We start from the raw sequence: 15111 nt of genomic DNA, 5'->3' as shown, positions 1-15111 counted from the left end.
CGCAAATGCAGGGGACCACCGCGACCACGCCGGAGCCGACCGCCTACGCGCCGACCGACCGCACCGTCCCGACACGCTCCCCCAACCGGGCCTCGTACGACAGGGAACTGGTGCACTCGATACTCGACGAGGGCTACGTCTGCCACCTCGGCTTCGTCCGGGACGGCGCCCCCGTGGTCCTGCCCACGCTGTACGGCCGGGTGGGCGAGCGGCTCTACGTCCACGGCTCGACGGGTTCGCGACCGCTGCGGATGACCGGCCAGGCCGACCCGGGGTTGCCGGTCTGCCTGACGGTCACGCACGTCGACGCGCTGATCCTGGCCCGCTCGGCCTTCCACCACTCGATCAACTACCGGTCCGTGGTGGTGCACGGACTCGCGTACGACGTCACGGACCCCGAGGAGAAGCGCCTCGCCCTCGACGCGCTGGTCGACCACGTGGTGCCGGGACGCGCACTCGACTCCCGCCCCGCCAACAAGAAGGAACTGGCCGCCACCGCCGTCATCCGCCTCGACCTGGACGAGGTCTCCGCCAAGCTCCGCACCGGCGGGGTCAACGACGAGCCCGAGGACCTCGCCCTCCCCCACTGGGCCGGTGTGGTCCCGCTGCGCAAGGGCTACGGCACCCCGGTCGCCGACGGCGGCCTGGCCCCCGGCACCGAGGTCCCGGACTACCTGGCGGTGCTGTGATGCTGATCCATCCCTGGGACGCGGTCCGCGACGACGCCGAGTGGCAGCAGTGGCTGTCCGTCCACGACTTCGGGCAGCTCGCCGTCAACGGCCCTGCGGGCGAGCCCCCGTTCGTCCAGCCGCTGCATTTCGCCTACGACCCCTCGCGGGGCGAGGCCCTGACGCACCTCGCGCGGCCCAACCCGATGTGGGGCGCACTGGAGGCGAGCCCGGACGTCGTACTGAGCGTGGTCGACGACTACGCGTACATCCCGGGCCCCTGGCAGGCCGATCCGGACGTGCCGTCCGAACACGGCACGCCCACGAGCCTCTACGCGGCGGTCCAACTGCGTTGCCGGGCCCACGTGGTGGACGACCCGGCCGAGAAGGCCGTACTCCTGAACCAGCAGGTCGGTCACTTCCAGCCGGAGGGCGGCACCGCGCGGGTGGCGGCGGACGAGGTGCCGTTCGGGAGGCAGCTGCCGGGGATTCGCGGGCTGCGGCTCGAAGTGACCGGTGTGCGGGCGAAGTTCAAGTACGCAGGCAAGCGGACGGCTCAGGTGCAGGACCGGATCGCGCAGGGGCTGGCGGACCGGGGCGGCCCCGGGGACGTGGCGGCGCGCGATCACCTGCTGCGGCGGCAGCGGGCCTGAGCGAGGGGGCCCTTCGGACGGAAGGGCCCCCTCGGTTCGTCATGCGGGCACACGCGCCTCCGTCACCGCGAGCCCCGCGACCGCGCCCAGCATCAGCAAGGTGCCGACGACGGTGGTCGCAGTGAGGCGCTCACCGAACAGCACGACGGCCAGCACCGCCGCGCTCACCGGTTCCAGCAGCATGATCACGGAGACGGTGGTGGAGCGGACGACCGCCGCGGCCGCGAAGTAGAGGGCGTAGGCGAGAGCCGTGGGGACGGTCGCCAAGTAGACCAGCAGGACCAGGAGCAGGGCCGGTCGGGACGTGTGCGGGACCAGGCCCTCGGCCGACGCGAGGGGCAGCAGGCAGAGGCCGGCCACCGCGAACACCCCCACGGACGTTCCGGAGGACTCCGCCCGGGCCGCGCGCGTGATCAGGGTCATCGCACAGCAGCCGGCCGCCGAGAGCAGTCCGAGCAGCACGCCCAGGGGACGCACGGAAGCCTCCGCGCCGCCCAGCATCAGCACCACGAGTCCGGCGAGGGCTCCGGTGACGGCGACGACTCCGCTGCGCCCGAGCCGCTCCCCCAGGGCGAGACGTGCCCCGAGCGCGATGATCACGGGGCCGGCGCCGAGGGTGACGACGGTGGCCACGGCGAGCCCGGTGGACCGTACGGCGGCGAAGTAGGCGGTCTGGAACACCGCGAGACCGACGCCCGACGCACCGACTCGCAGCGCTGTGCGGCCGAACGGTTCCGAGACGGCCGTACGCGCGCGTGGCCGTAGGAGACGGACGGCGAGCAGTACCGCCAGTCCGGCCGTGCAGCGCCAGAAGGACAGGGACACGGGGCCCAGGTCACTGGTCCGATAGGCCACCGAGGCGACCGCTCCCGCGGTGCCCCAGGTGGTACCGGCGACGATCAGATAGATGAGGCCTCGCCCGACGGGCAGGCCTGAAGAAGCATGCGACACGTGTTCTCTCCGCAGATGCGCCGAGGCGCGGAAGTTCGGAAGAGGACGCCCGCTCGGTGACGGGGTCCGCGGACTTCGTCTGCGGGCAGCACCGTTCAGCCCGGCGGCACGGCCGGGCGTGGTGTCCGGAGGGCCCGCCTCAGGCGGCCGGCGGAGAAACGATGAACGTCTGCGTGTGCATGAGCCGGGAGCCTAGGCGGCGTTCTCCCGGGTGGACAACCGACTTTCGGCGCCGCCGGCCGCTACCGGTTCCACGGAGCCCTTGGCCGGGGTCGAGGACTGCGCGATGAAGGCGCCGAGCAGGACGACGGCGCCGCCCACGATCTGCGGTGCCGAGAGGTGTTCGCCGAGCAGCACCCAGGCGAGGACGGTCGCGACGACCGCTTCGAGACAGGCCACGACCCCGGCTGTCGCCGGTGAGAGCCTGCGCACCGAGACCACGCCGGTGACGTAGGCGAGGACGGTGGCGATCAGCACGATCCAGCCGAGCAGCAGGCCGGCCGCGACCGGGGTGCCGTTCATGTCGGCGCGGTGCGCGAGGACGGAGAAGTCCATGGTCCAGGGGCGGGCCACGACGGTCAGGACGGCGGTCCCGACGAGAAGGCCGTACGCGATCACGCCGAGCGGGTCGGGGGCCTCGCCGGAGTCGCTGCCCTGGTCGGACAGGACGAAGTAGCCGACCTGGCAGCAGGCGGCGCCGAGCGCGAGGAGCAGTCCGAGGGCGTCGAAGCTCAGACCCGACCAGACCTCGACGACACACGCCAGCCCGCCGACCGCGAGGACCACGCCGAGCGCGGCGGCGCGGGTGACGGGCCGCCGCTGCACGAACCGCACCCAGCCGAGCACCAGGGCGGGGGCGAGGTACTCGACGAGCAGGGCGACACCGACGGGGATGCGGGAGATCGAAGCGAAGTAGAAGGCCTGCACACCGGCCACGCCGAGCAGCCCGAAGCCGGCGAGCAGAGCGGGACGGCTGCGCAGCAGCGCGCGGTGGCGGACGGCGAGCGGCAGCATCACCAGGGCGGCGCCCGCCACCCTCAGCCACACCACGTGCAGCGGATCGAGGCCCGCCTCGATCAACGGCTTGGCCGCCACCCCGGATCCGCCGAAGGCGAGAGCGGACACCAGCGCGAGACCGAGTCCGACGCCCTTGCCCTCACTGGCCCTGCTGCTCTCAGACGTATGCACCGCCCCATGATGACAGGGGACGACATGAGCGTCACCCCCGATGACTCCTGTCTCAGCGGCTGGACCTCGGCGGACCGCCCCACAGATCTCCGGGCAGACGGTCGTCGATCCGCGCGGACACCGCACGGGCGTCGATTCCCGCCCGGGTCAGCACCTCGACGGCCCGGGACTCGGGGTCCACCAGGATCGCCGCGAGCAGATCGATCCCGCGGGCGGGTCCGTCGGCGCGGTGGGCGGCCCGGGCGCAGGCGTATTCCATCGCGCCCGCGGCGAGCGGCGAGTAGCCCTCGGTCGTCGTCACGACGGGGACGGCGCCGGAGTCCTCGATGGTGCCCTGCCAGCGCAGTCCGTAGCCGATGCTGCGCTGCACGAGATAACCGAGGAGCCTCGGCAACTGGGGTTCCGCGTCGAAGACGGCGTACGCCTCGGCGTCGGCGTCCAGCAGTGAGTGCAGCAGATGGGCCGTGTCGATCTGCCGATCCCCGTCCCGCAGCGCGCGCCTGCGGGCACCGGACACCACCGCTGTCAGTTCCGCGCTGAGCCTGACATCGTCGTCCGGACTGACCGGCGGCAGGCCGCTCTGTTCGCGGGCCGACTGCCGGGGGATACGGGGGTGCACATCCCCCACCTCATCAGCCCCACCGCATCGGGTCATCCCCGAGGGGAAGCATCTTTGCGTCCCACGGAGAGCGGACCCCCGAGCCGGAATCTCCTCCTTACGGATGAGATCAAGCGTTTCCGCTCCGGTGGGCGTGCGCCGTTGTCGTGCGCTCCCTGCGCGCTCTCGTCGACAGGTGGGCCGAACGCACTCCACGCTTTCTGACGGTTCATCAGTATTGAATGTTGCGCCCCCTGCGGCTACTTTCCGCGACACCACAGCCCGACACGAAGAGGTGGCCGCATGGCGGAAATCAGCGCGGAGGCACGCATCCCGGCACCCGCGGAGAAGGTCTGGGCCCAGCTCACCGACTGGTCCGCGTACGGGGAGTGGAACGCGACGCACACCAGCTTCCCCAAGGGCGGCCCGACGGTTCTCGAACCGGGCGGAACCTTCCAGGAGAACATGAAGCTGATGGGCTTCCCCGCCGAGGTCGAGTGGACCATCGACCAGGTGGAGCCGGCCCGGCTGTTCGCCATCCGCGGCAAGGGCCCGATGGCGGTGAGCGTCGCCACGCGCTACACCCTGACCCCCGACGGCGACGCCACCACGGTCCGCATCGACGGCGAGTTCACGGGCGCCGCCGTCTCGCTGATGGCGGGCAAACTGAAGGACTCGGGGACGGCCGCACTGAACGAGTCGCTGCGGAAGCTGGCCGGACTGGTGCAGTGAGTGCCGCAGAAATGAATGCCGGACGCAGGAAGGCGCCCCGCGGATCGCTCCACGGGGCGCCTTCTGATCGCCCTACGACGGCCCGGCCTCGCCTCAGTCCTCGTCGGCGAGGATGAGGTACAGCTTCTTGCGGGCCTCGTTGATGACGGCCAGCGCCTTCTCGCGCTGCTCCTTGCTGCCGGTCTTCCAGACCTGGCCGAAGGCCTCCATGAGACCGAAGCCGGCCTGCCGGATCTCGCCGAGCGCCTCGAAGTCGATGCCACGGGAGGCTTCCTCCCACGGCGCGTCGGGGCCCTCGTCGGCCGCGGTACGGCCGGCCTCGGTGAGCGCGAACAGCTTCTTGCCGCCCTCGGTCTCACTGGCGATCAGCCCCTCGTCCTCCAGCAGCTGGAGGGTGGGGTACACCGAGCCGGGGCTGGGCTTCCACGCCCCGCCGCTGCGCTCGGCGATCTCCTGGATCATCTCGTAACCGTGCATGGGCCGGTCCTTGAGCAGGGCCAGGATCGAGGCCCGCACGTCACCGCGCCGCGCCCTCCCCCTGGGTCCGCCCCGACCCCTCGGCCCCCAGGGCCCGGGGCCGAAGCCCGGCCCTCCGAAGCCGGGGCCACCGGGGCCGCCCGGACCGAAGGGCCCGAAGGCACCTCGCAGGCTCTCGGGGCCACCACGGCCCCCACGACCGGCTCCACCATGTCCACGCTCGAATCCGTGGGAACGCATCGCAATCACTCCATTCCATCGTTGATCTGTCGCGATGCCTCAACGATATATCGGAACCGATCGCATGGCAAGGCCCACGGGTCGGCCTGGGGCCCCCGCCCCAGGCACACGAGGTCAGGAGGGTCGCGGCCCACAAGACCGCCGATCCGGAAGTGCTCCACGTCCTCGACGGACGGGAAGGTCACCTCAAGGCGTCGCGCAACGCGGTGGCCATCAGGTCGATGGCTTCCTTTCCGGCCGGCACCGGGCCGGTGTGGGTGAAGTAGTGGTCGACGCCCTCGAAGACGCGGTGGGTGACCGGGACGCCGGCGGCCTCCAGCGCCTTGGCGTAGGCGTCCCCCTCGTCGCGCAGGCGGTCGTTCTCCGCAGTGATGACCAGGGCGGGAGGAAGACCCGCGAGGTCGTCGGCGAGGCCGGGCGAGGCGAGAGGGCGGGCGCGGTCGGCGGGGTCGGGGACATAGGCGGCGGTGAAGATCCGCATGAGCTGCGGAGTGAGCAGCGGCTTGTCGATGAGGGACCGCTTGGTGGCCGGATCGGCGACCTGGTCCAGCGGTGCCGAGTCGAGGATCTGGAGCCGGGGCGAGAAGGTGCCTTTTTCCCTGGCCAGGCGGCAGACCGCGGCGGTCAGGTTGGCCCCGGCACTGTGTCCGCCCACGGCGAGCCGCGAACCGTCCCAGCCACCGGTGGCGCCGTTCTCGGCGACCCACGCGGTGACGTCGTAGGCCTGGGTGACGGGCGTGGGGAACGGCCGCTGCGGCGAGACCGCGTAGTCGACGTTGATCACGACGCAACCGGCCGTTGCGGCTATGTAGCGGCAGATGTGGTCGTCCTGCTCGGGCCGGGCGACCACGAACCCGCCGCCGTGGAAGTTGACGTACACGGGGGCGGGGGTGTCCGTGGTGGCCGGCGGACGGTAGACGGTGCACGTCACCGGTCCGGCACCGGTCTCCACGTGGAGGCTCTCGGTGCGCGCCGGGACGTCGGTGAAGCGCAGGTCCTTGTGTACGCGGGACATCACGCGACCGAGCAGGAGCTGGATCCCTCTGGCCTGGATTCGGGGGCTGAACGACATGACTGAACACCCATCGCTGCAAGGTTAAACTAACAGGATTCCTGATAATGGATGCTCGCCACCAAGAGCGCAATGGGTGGAGGGCCACTCCCCCGCCGCCCGGCCCGCGGACCCCGTGACGAAGCCAGGACGTGACCCGGATCGGCACGGAAATCGGTCCAGCGACCCCGGATTGGCCTTGTCCAGGCCTCAAGATCACCTCGTACCGTCGGGCCATGCGCATCCGAATCGTCGACGCCTTCACCGCCCGCCCCTTCACCGGAAACCCGGCCGGGGTCCTGCTCCTGGACGACGCCTTCCCGGACGACAACCGGCTCCAGAACATCGCCCTGGAGGTCAACCACGCCGAGACCGCCTTCGCCCACCGGCTCCCCGGGGACGACGAGGCCGACTGGGCGCTGCGTTGGTTCACGCCCGCCACCGAGGTGAACATGTGCGGCCACGCGACGCTCGCCACGGCCCACGTCCTGTACAGCACGGGCGCCCACGAGGGCCCCGTGCGGTTCGCCACCCGCAGCGGTGTGCTCATCGCGACACCGGGCGAGGACGGCTCGATCACCCTGGACTTCCCGACCGCCCCGCTGACGCCGGTCGAACTTCCCGAGGGGGTCGACGAGGCGCTGGGCGCCGAGCCGCTCACCGCCTTCGACACCGGCCCGAACATCGGCGACCTGCTGCTCGAACTGGCCGACGAGAAGACCGTCCACGCCCTGCGCCCCGACCTCAAGGCCCTGGCCGCCTATTCGGAGCGCGGCATCATCGCCACCGCCCGCGCCGAGAACCCGGACCTGGGCTACGACTTCGTCTCCCGCTGCTTCTTCCCGAACGTCGGCATCGACGAGGACCCGGTCACCGGCAGCGCCCACACCGCTCTGGCCCCCTACTGGTCGGAGCGTCTCGGCCGTAAGGATCTCACCGGGCTGCAGGCCTCGCCCCGCTCCGGCCGGGTCCGCACCGGGCTGCGCGGCGGGCGCACCCTGCTGACGGGCAGTGCGGTCACGGTCATCGAGGGCGAGCTGCTCGCCTGATCACGCGGTCGGCAGCCAGCCCACCTTGCCCGCGAGGAGCGCGTAGCCCACGAACGCCCCGATGTCGAGCAGGGAATGCGCCACCACCAGGGGGCCCACACGCCCCCACCTGCGGTACAGGTAGACGAACACCACGCCCATCACCATGTTGCCGATGAAGCCGCCGATGCCCTGGTAGAGGTGGTAGCTACCGCGCAGTACGGAACTGGCCACCAGCGCGGTGCCCGGGGTCCAGCCCAGCTGGTGGAGCCGGCGGAGCAGGTAGCCGACGACGATCACCTCTTCGAGGATCGCGTTCTGCATCGCCGAGAGGATCAGCACGGGGTACTTCCACCACACGTCGGGCAGCGCCTCGGGCACCACGGTGAGGTTGAAGCCCAGACCACGCGCGGCCAGGTAGAAGGCGATACCGGTACTGCCGATCACGGCCGCTATCCCGGCCCCGCGGGCAAGGTCGGGCCCGGGCCGGGTGCGGTCGAAGCCGAGGGTTCTCAGGCTCTGCCCCTCGCGCAGCAGGAGGTGCGCGACGAGCAGCACGGGCACCAGGGCCGACGCGATCCCGAAGAGCTGCCAGGCGAGATCCAGCCAGGGGCGGCCGGGTGCGGCCGAGGCGTTGAGGGTCGCCGCCTGGTCCTTGAGACCCCCTGGTTTGGTGACCGACCCGACAAAACTGATCAGCGCGGACACACCGCTCGCACCGAGCGAAAGCCCCAGAACGAGCAGCGTCTCGTCACGGAAAAATCTCCGTGAGAGCGCCCTCTGCGGAAAAGAATCGGCCACTGCCCCTTCCTCCGCCTGCACACCTGCCTCCAGTTGAGTAATCCAGCCTCATCCCCATCCCCGCCCCGCTAGGGTCCTTCGAAAGAAGTTACGAAGATCGTGCGCAAGGCCGTCGGGGGGACGGACGCCGTACGGGGGCGTGCCTCCCTCTTTCCTGCCGTACACGGCCGTGCCGGCACGGAGATCGACAGGGGAGGGCACCACCGTCATGGGACGTCACAGCTTGCCCGATCAGTATGGGGCGGGCGGCAGCGACCCCCGTCCACGCGCGCGCCGCCGTACCGTGGCCATCGCGACGGTCCTCGTCCTGACCGTCGCCGGCGGTACGGCCGCCGCCGTCCAGGGCGGCCTGCTCTCCTTCGGCTCCTCCTGCCGGGACGAGGCGGTACGGCTCAAACTCGCCGCCTCCCCCGATGTCGCCCCCGCCCTGCGCAGCGCTGCCGAGCGGGCCCACGACGAGAACCTCACCTCCGACGGGCGGTGCGTCGACATCACGGTGACCGCGCGCGAGTCGTACAAGGTCAGGGACACCCTCGCGGCCGGCAAGGACCCCGGCGTGCAGGTGTGGGTGCCGGACTCGGACGTGTGGGTGGAGCAGATCTCCGCGGACGGCGACGCGACGGAGGTGGCCCGGGTCGGCAACGTGGCCTCCAGCCCGGTGGGGATGGCGATGGTGCCGACCGCCGCGAAGTCGCTGGGCTGGCCGAAGAAGACGTACGACTGGCTCGGACTCGCGGGCGCCACCCTGCGGGACGACTCCCTCAAGCTGGGCGCCGCCGACCCCGCGCGCAGCGCGACCGGGCTGCTCGCCCTCACCCGGCTCACCAGTGCGGCGGGCCAGGCCGCGGGCGGGGAGACGCAGGCCGCGGCGATGATGAAGACGCTCTCGCAGCGCATCTCCGACAGCGACGGCCAGCTCGTGGAGACGCTGCCGCGAGACTCCTCGGGCACCGAGCAGGGCAATCCGAAGCGCAATCAGGCGCTGGTCCTGTCCGAGCAGGCGGCGTTCGCCCACAACTCCTCGGCGGAGGCCGGGGACGGGCTGGACTTCTTCTATCCCAAGGACGGTTCACCGCGGCTGAACTACCCCTACGCGCTGGTCGACGGGGCCCGACTGACCACCGACGAGAGCCGCGCGGCGATCCGCTTCATGACCTACCTGCGCAAGCCCGAGCAGGAACAGCTGCTGACGGACCGGGGGTTCCGCACCTCCGACGACCAGGTGTCGAAGACGCTGGTCGCGAAGGCCGGTGGCGAGGTGCCGCAGCCGTACACGGAACCCGCGGGCGAGCCCGCCTCGGCGGCGGCGCTCCAGGAGGCGCTCGGCACCTGGACGATCACCGTGCAGAGTGCGCGGATCACCACGGTCGTGGACGCCTCCTCCTCCATGTCGGAGGCCGTGCCGGGCACCGGCCGCTCCCGGATGGACGTCACCAAGGCGTCCCTCCTCCAGGCCCTCGCGACCTTCACCCAGGAGGACGAGATCGGCCTGTGGAAGTTCTCCACCAAGCTCGACGGCGACAAGGACTACAAGGTCCTGGTACCGACGGACCGTCTGGGCGCCAGCGCGGACGGGGCCGGCACCCAGAGAGAGCGGCTGTCGGCGGCGTTCGGCGGCCTGGAGCCGGTGCCGGGCGGAGCGACGGGGTTGTACGACACCACGCTCGCCGCGTACGAGGCGGCGACCTCCTCCTACGCCGAGGGCAAGTTCAACGCGCTGGTCGTGCTGACCGACGGGGTCAACCAGGACCCCGGCAGCATCTCGCGCGGAGCGCTGGTCTCCGAACTGGAGAAACTCTCCCGTCCCGAACGCCCGGTACCCCTGATCGTGATCGCGGTGGGACCCGACGCCGACCGCGCGGAGGCCGAGCAGCTCGCCGAGGCCACCGGCGGTTCCGGCCAGCAGGTCAACGACCCCGCCCAGATCCACACGGTGATCCTGAAGGCGATCGTGGCCGCGGGCGCCCAGGGCGGCAGCGCCGGCGACTGACTCGGCGCGTCACCCAGGCCCTCACCCCAGCGGCACCGGCTCCGGCAACCCCACCGGCCAGGTGTGCACCGGCTCTCCCTGGTGCATCAGCTCGCCGTACCGCCGTGTCGTGGCCGCCAGTGCCGCGTCCCGCGACAGTCCCGCCTCCAGTGCCCGGTGGAACGTCGCCGCCTGCCAGGACGCCCCGTTGGCCCGGCGCCGGCACCGCTCCTCGATCACCCCGAGGTAGAGGTCACGGTCGGCGGGCTCGACGCCCCACCCGGCGAGGCCCGCGTCGGCGAGCGGCAGCAGTTCGTCGCGTACAAGGGTCACCGCGTCGACCTCGACCGTGCCGCCGAGGCGACCGCGCCGGGGCCAGACCATGCGCGCGTCGATGCCGTACCGGCAGGCCGCGTCGAAGTTGGCCGCGGCCGCCTCGAAGGGCAGTCTGGTCCACACCGGCCGCGGCTCCTCGGCGAGGGCGCGGATGAGGCCGTAGTAGAAGGCCGCGTTGGCGATCACGTCCGTGATGGTGGGGCCGGCCGGCAGCACACGGTTCTCGACGCGCAGGTGCGGGACACCGTCGGCGATGCCGTATACGGGCCGGTTCCAGCGGTACACCGTGCCGTTGTGCAGGACGAGTTCGGCGAGCGAGGGCACCCCGCCCTGGTCGAGGACCTCCAGCGGGTCCTCCTCGTCGCAGATGGGCAGCAGGGCCGGGAAGTAGCGCAGGTTCTCCTCGAAGAGGTCGTGCGCCGAGGAGATCCACCGCTCCCCGAACCACGTACGCGGCCGCACCCCCTGGGCCTGCAGCTCCGGCGGACGGGTGTCCGTGGACTGCTGGAAGAGCGGCGGACGGGACTCGCACCACAGCTCACGCCCGAAGAGGAAGGGCGAGTTGGCGCCGACGGCTATCTGCACGCCGGCCACCGCCTGCGCGGCGTTCCACACGTCGGCGAAGCGTCCCGGCGTGACCTGGAGGTGCAGTTGCACGGAGGTGCAGGCGGCCTCCGGGGCGATCGACTTCGACGTGCAGGTGAGGCGTTCCACGCCGTCGATGTCGAGGACGAAGTCCTCACCGCGGGCGGCCACGATCTGGTCGTTGAGCAGCGTGTAGCGGTCGACGTCGGACAGGTTGGAGGAGACCAGGTCGTCGCGGTCGAGGGTGGGGAGAATGCCGATCATCACGATTCCCGCGTCGACCTCGCCCGCTTTACGGTCCGCATACGCCAGCGAGGTCCGGAGTTCCTCGGCGAGCCGGTCGAATACCCTGCCGCCCAGCCTGTGTGGGGCTATGTTGACTTCCAGGTTGAACATGGCGAGTTCTGTTTGGAAATCTCGGCTTGCGATGCGTTCGAGGACCTCTCCATTCAGCATTCTCGGCATACCGTCGGTGCCGACCAGATTCAATTCGATCTCCAGCCCCATCAGGTTCTGGGGACGATCGAACCGCTGCTCCGCCAGGAGCCGCTCCAGCCCCGTCAGGCACCTGCGGAGCTTGTCGCGGTAGCGCTGGCGATCGGACAGGTCGAACCGGCCTGCCACGACCTTCTCCCCCATCGAAGGGTCCCTCCTCGATGCGTCATGAGTCAGGTGGGATGATGCCCAGCCGGAACGATCGGTAACGTCCCGCGTCGGCCCCGAGCGCGCTACCCTGTCGGAAGTGACCGGTGGCACATTCACTCGGCATGGAGCACTCAGCAGTTTCGAGTGCCCCGAAGAACTCGTGAAAAACGCCGACGAGAATTGGCCGACCACTTCCCGAACATTTCCCGAGGTCACCGCCGCGAAGAGTCACGGTATCGGGATCATTCTCGCGTATCGCCGACCGAATGGCCCCTTGCCCCGCGCGATGGAAGCGGCTAGACGAAACACTGTCTGAACACATGTCGTATAAACTTCGCGAACAAGGCAGAGGGTTGGCACCCGCGGTCCTGGATCCTGCCGTCAGGTGACGCACAGCAGTCCCACCCGCACCCGCGTCACCGGACCCCGGCCCCCGCCTCTCTGACCTTCGTGAGCTGACAGCGCCGTCCGCCCCCGCCCTCGCGCCACCATGCCTGTCGAATGAGAGGCGACCCACCATGCCGCTGCATGTACCCCCGGCTCCCGCCCCAGCACTTCGCTCCGTCCTCACCGCACTCGCCTCGCCCACCGCGGTCCGCGAGGCCCGGACCCCCTCCCTGCTCCGCGCCCAGGGACCCGTCACACCCGAGCTCCCCCTACCCGTACACGTCCTGGACGGCACCGCCACCCGGCTGACCGGGTGGCGTTTCCTGATCCGCTGCGGCGATCGCTCGGTGGCCGCGGCCGAGACCATGCTGACCCCGGACGGCTGGGCCTTCTCGCACTTCTTCGAGGGCCCCTACATCGCGTCCACCGAGCGGGCACTGCGTCAGGCGGAGGTGATGCAGCAGCCGTACCAGCCGCGCCTGCTGTCGATCCCGGGCCTCTACATGCTCGCGCTGTGGCTGCACGGCGACTGCGCGGCGGACGCCGCCACGGGCCGCCTCGCCGCCACCGACCTGCTCGTCCCACTGGCGCCGGCCCCGCCCGGCATCGCCGCCCACCGCCCGCACCGGGCAGCCGAGCTGCTCCCGGTACTCGCCCATCGGGTGACTCCGGCCCCGCTCCTCGGCTCGCCCGCCTGAGTTCGTCCGCTCGAGTCGCCCACCACCTCGTGCCCCGCCCCGAATTCCGGGTAGCGGGGTACGACTCCGTTTCCGGTGCCATTAGGGTCGTACAAAATCCCCAGGGATCACACAGAAGACCATTTGCTCGTACGAGCGCACAATTGCTCGGACGAGCCCAACTCGGGTCTGACTCCAGGTGGACTAGCCCTATCCGGCCACTGCGAACCATCCGAAGGGACAGTGCAGTTGGGATGAACCGTCCGGCCGGGTGAAGCGTCTCCAACCTGTGAAGAAGTGGTGATGCGAAATACCTGCGGATTGACGCCCGTAGGGCAACACTGGGTTCCGACTGAGTTATCGCAACGGGGGACGTCATGACCACAACACAGCGAAAGATCCCACCAATGTGCCAGCACCAGCCACCGTGTCCCACCGCCGCCTCCGCCGACCGGGAGTCCGCCCGCCTCGTGGCGCACCACCCGGAGCAGGGCTGGAGCCTGCTGTGCAACGGCGTTCTGCTCTTCGAGGACACCGGTGAGCTCCTGCCCGACGGCCGGGTCATCGCCCCGCACCGCCCCCTCGCGGTGGCGGCCGCCTGAAAACGCCCGGGCGGCCGCCGTACCGCCCGGAGACCTGAGGGGCCGGCTCGCAGCGACTGTCTGCGCACCGGCCCCGACGCATGTCCAACGGCGATCACTCCCTGTGACGCCTTGTGCAGGAACCCGCTTTTCCGGAAGACTCCTGGAAGTTTCGAGACGTTGACGCGGAGGTGGGCAAGTGAGAGCAGGCGAGGCGGACGCCGGGCCCCGGGGCAGAATCACCATCACGGAGATCGCCCGACAGGCCGGGGTCTCGGTGCCGACGGTGTCCCGGGTGGTCAACGGCCGGTCGGACGTGTCCCCGCACACCCGCGCCCGCGTCGAGGAGCTGCTCCAGAAGTACGGCTACCGCAAGCGCCCCGCGGCCCCCGGCACCCGCGCCGCCCTGCTCGACCTGGTCTTCAACGACCTCGACAGCCCCTGGGCCGTGGAGATCATCCGGGGGGTCGAGGAGGTCGCCCACGCGGAGGGCGTCGGGACCGTCGTCTCCGCGATCCACGGCCGCTCGGGCGACGCACGCGAGTGGATGCGCAATCTGCGCGCTCGCGCCTCCGACGGGGTCGTCCTCGTCACCTCGGCGCTCGACACGGTCCTGCACGACGAGCTGCGCGCCCTGGGCGTCCCGCTCGTGGTCGTCGACCCGGCCGGCTCCCCCGCACTGGACGCCCCCACCATCGGCGCCGCCAACTGGTCGGGAGGGCTCGCGGCCACCGATCACCTGCTGTCATTGGGCCACCGCAGGATCGGCCTGATCGCGGGGCCGCCCCGGCTGCTGTGCTCGCGGGCCCGCTACGACGGCTACCGCGCCGCTCTCGAGGGCGCCGGGCTCACCCTCGACGAGTCCCTGGTCGTGCCCGGCGACTTCCACCCGGAGTCCGGCTTCGCCGGCTGCGAGAAGCTCCTCGACCTGCCCGAGCCGCCGACCGCCGTCTTCGCGGCCAGCGACCAGATGGCCCTCGGTGCGATCGAGGCGCTGCGGAGACGCGGGCTGAGGGTGCCGGAGGACATGAGCGTGGTGGGTTTCGACGACCTTCCGGAAGTCCGCTGGTCGTCGCCCCCACTGACCACCGTGCGCCAGCCACTCGCCGACATGGGCAAACTGGCCGTCCGCACGGTCCTCAAACTCGCCCGCGGCGAACGCCCGGACTCACCGCGCGTGGAGCTGGGCACGGAACTGGTGGTGCGCTCGAGCACCACACCACCGGCCATCCGCTGACGGGCGCCATCCCGGCAGACACCGACACGCCCGCCGCACCCCACACCACCAGCCATCCCCTGACGGACCACGGCCCATCCGGCGAACCGAGCCACCACCCCGACAGACACAAACACGCCTGCCGGACCGGCTGGGCAGACCCTCGGGCGGACCACCCGAGGCCACCCGCACCCTGCGAAGCGGCCCCGCTCGGAGAGAGGCCCCCCGGGAGGCGGGCCGGGACCTTGGCCCGCCGCCGCCCCCGTCGGCGACCCACCGCGGCCCCGGCAGGCGGCGGCCGAGCGGCCCGAGCCGGCCACCGGCGCGG

Annotated in this window: 15 protein-coding genes; 8 read left to right on the top strand and 7 right to left on the bottom strand. The window is 71.1% G+C overall.

The window, feature by feature from the left end; translation table 11 throughout:
- The first annotated feature begins 5 nt into the window (after positions 1–5).
- Positions 6–689, top strand: coding sequence for a pyridoxamine 5'-phosphate oxidase family protein (locus tag M2157_RS39885; RefSeq protein WP_280856297.1), 684 nt, complete (start codon positions 6–8; stop codon positions 687–689).
- The gene (locus M2157_RS39880) at positions 689–1321 is read left to right on the top strand and encodes an FMN-binding negative transcriptional regulator (RefSeq protein WP_280856298.1); all 633 of its coding nucleotides are present in this window, start codon (positions 689–691) and stop codon (positions 1319–1321) included. The genes M2157_RS39885 and M2157_RS39880 overlap by 1 nt, the downstream gene beginning before the upstream one ends.
- A gap of 39 nt (positions 1322–1360) precedes the next feature.
- On the opposite strand, the gene M2157_RS39875 is transcribed toward M2157_RS39880, so the two are convergent.
- From M2157_RS39875 to M2157_RS39865, 3 genes are all read right to left on the bottom strand, one after another.
- The gene (locus tag M2157_RS39875) at positions 1361–2272 is read right to left on the bottom strand and encodes a DMT family transporter (RefSeq protein ID WP_280856299.1); all 912 of its coding nucleotides are present in this window, start codon (positions 2270–2272) and stop codon (positions 1361–1363) included.
- Between the two features lie 192 nt (positions 2273–2464).
- Positions 2465–3460, bottom strand: coding sequence for a DMT family transporter (locus M2157_RS39870; protein WP_280867579.1), 996 nt, complete (start codon positions 3458–3460; stop codon positions 2465–2467).
- Between the two features lie 52 nt (positions 3461–3512).
- Positions 3513–4079 (bottom strand): Clp protease N-terminal domain-containing protein, encoded by a 567-nt coding sequence (locus M2157_RS39865; protein ID WP_280856301.1) that lies wholly within the window; start codon positions 4077–4079, stop codon positions 3513–3515.
- Between the two features lie 282 nt (positions 4080–4361).
- Here M2157_RS39865 and M2157_RS39860 point away from each other — a divergent pair, with 282 nt between their 5' ends.
- Positions 4362–4790, top strand: coding sequence for an SRPBCC family protein (locus M2157_RS39860; RefSeq protein WP_280856302.1), 429 nt, complete (start codon positions 4362–4364; stop codon positions 4788–4790).
- Positions 4791–4883: 93 nt separating this feature from the next.
- Here M2157_RS39860 and M2157_RS39855 read toward each other — a convergent pair whose 3' ends face one another.
- Both M2157_RS39855 and M2157_RS39850 read right to left on the bottom strand, forming a co-directional pair.
- Positions 4884–5507: a PadR family transcriptional regulator gene (locus tag M2157_RS39855; protein WP_280856303.1), complete on the bottom strand. Its 624-nt coding sequence runs from the start codon at positions 5505–5507 to the stop codon at positions 4884–4886.
- A 181-nt stretch (positions 5508–5688) separates the two neighbouring features.
- A complete protein-coding gene (locus tag M2157_RS39850; RefSeq protein ID WP_280856304.1) occupies positions 5689–6579 on the bottom strand; it encodes an alpha/beta hydrolase in 891 nt (296 codons plus the stop codon).
- Positions 6580–6794: 215 nt separating this feature from the next.
- On the opposite strand from M2157_RS39850, the gene M2157_RS39845 reads away from it, so the two are divergent.
- Positions 6795–7607 carry a PhzF family phenazine biosynthesis protein gene (locus tag M2157_RS39845; protein ID WP_280867578.1) on the top strand — a complete coding sequence of 271 codons (813 nt, stop codon included), beginning with the start codon at positions 6795–6797 and terminating at the stop codon, positions 7605–7607.
- Here the strand turns inward: M2157_RS39845 and M2157_RS39840 are convergent, their stop codons facing one another.
- Positions 7608–8408, bottom strand: coding sequence for a type II CAAX endopeptidase family protein (locus M2157_RS39840; protein WP_057610517.1), 801 nt, complete (start codon positions 8406–8408; stop codon positions 7608–7610).
- A 187-nt stretch (positions 8409–8595) separates the two neighbouring features.
- Here M2157_RS39840 and M2157_RS39835 point away from each other — a divergent pair, with 187 nt between their 5' ends.
- Positions 8596–10377: a substrate-binding and VWA domain-containing protein gene (locus tag M2157_RS39835; protein ID WP_280867577.1), complete on the top strand. Its 1782-nt coding sequence runs from the start codon at positions 8596–8598 to the stop codon at positions 10375–10377.
- 21 nt (positions 10378–10398) lie between these two features.
- Here M2157_RS39835 and M2157_RS39830 read toward each other — a convergent pair whose 3' ends face one another.
- Positions 10399–11916, bottom strand: a complete 1518-nt coding sequence (locus tag M2157_RS39830; protein WP_280856307.1) for a glutamate-cysteine ligase family protein — start codon at positions 11914–11916, stop codon at positions 10399–10401.
- 524 nt (positions 11917–12440) lie between these two features.
- On the opposite strand from M2157_RS39830, the gene M2157_RS39825 reads away from it, so the two are divergent.
- From M2157_RS39825 to M2157_RS39815, 3 genes are all read left to right on the top strand, one after another.
- The gene (locus M2157_RS39825; protein ID WP_280856308.1) at positions 12441–13007 is read left to right on the top strand and encodes a hypothetical protein; all 567 of its coding nucleotides are present in this window, start codon (positions 12441–12443) and stop codon (positions 13005–13007) included.
- Between the two features lie 386 nt (positions 13008–13393).
- A complete protein-coding gene (locus M2157_RS39820; protein ID WP_057610513.1) occupies positions 13394–13588 on the top strand; it encodes a DUF5999 family protein in 195 nt (64 codons plus the stop codon).
- A 178-nt stretch (positions 13589–13766) separates the two neighbouring features.
- Positions 13767–14804, top strand: coding sequence for a LacI family DNA-binding transcriptional regulator (locus M2157_RS39815; protein ID WP_280856309.1), 1038 nt, complete (start codon positions 13767–13769; stop codon positions 14802–14804).
- Positions 14805–15111: the final 307 nt, after the last annotated feature.

This window comes from Streptomyces sp. SAI-127 (assembly GCF_029894425.1).
Lineage (GTDB): Bacteria > Actinomycetota > Actinomycetes > Streptomycetales > Streptomycetaceae > Streptomyces.
This window is presented reverse-complemented; position numbering and strand designations above follow the sequence as displayed.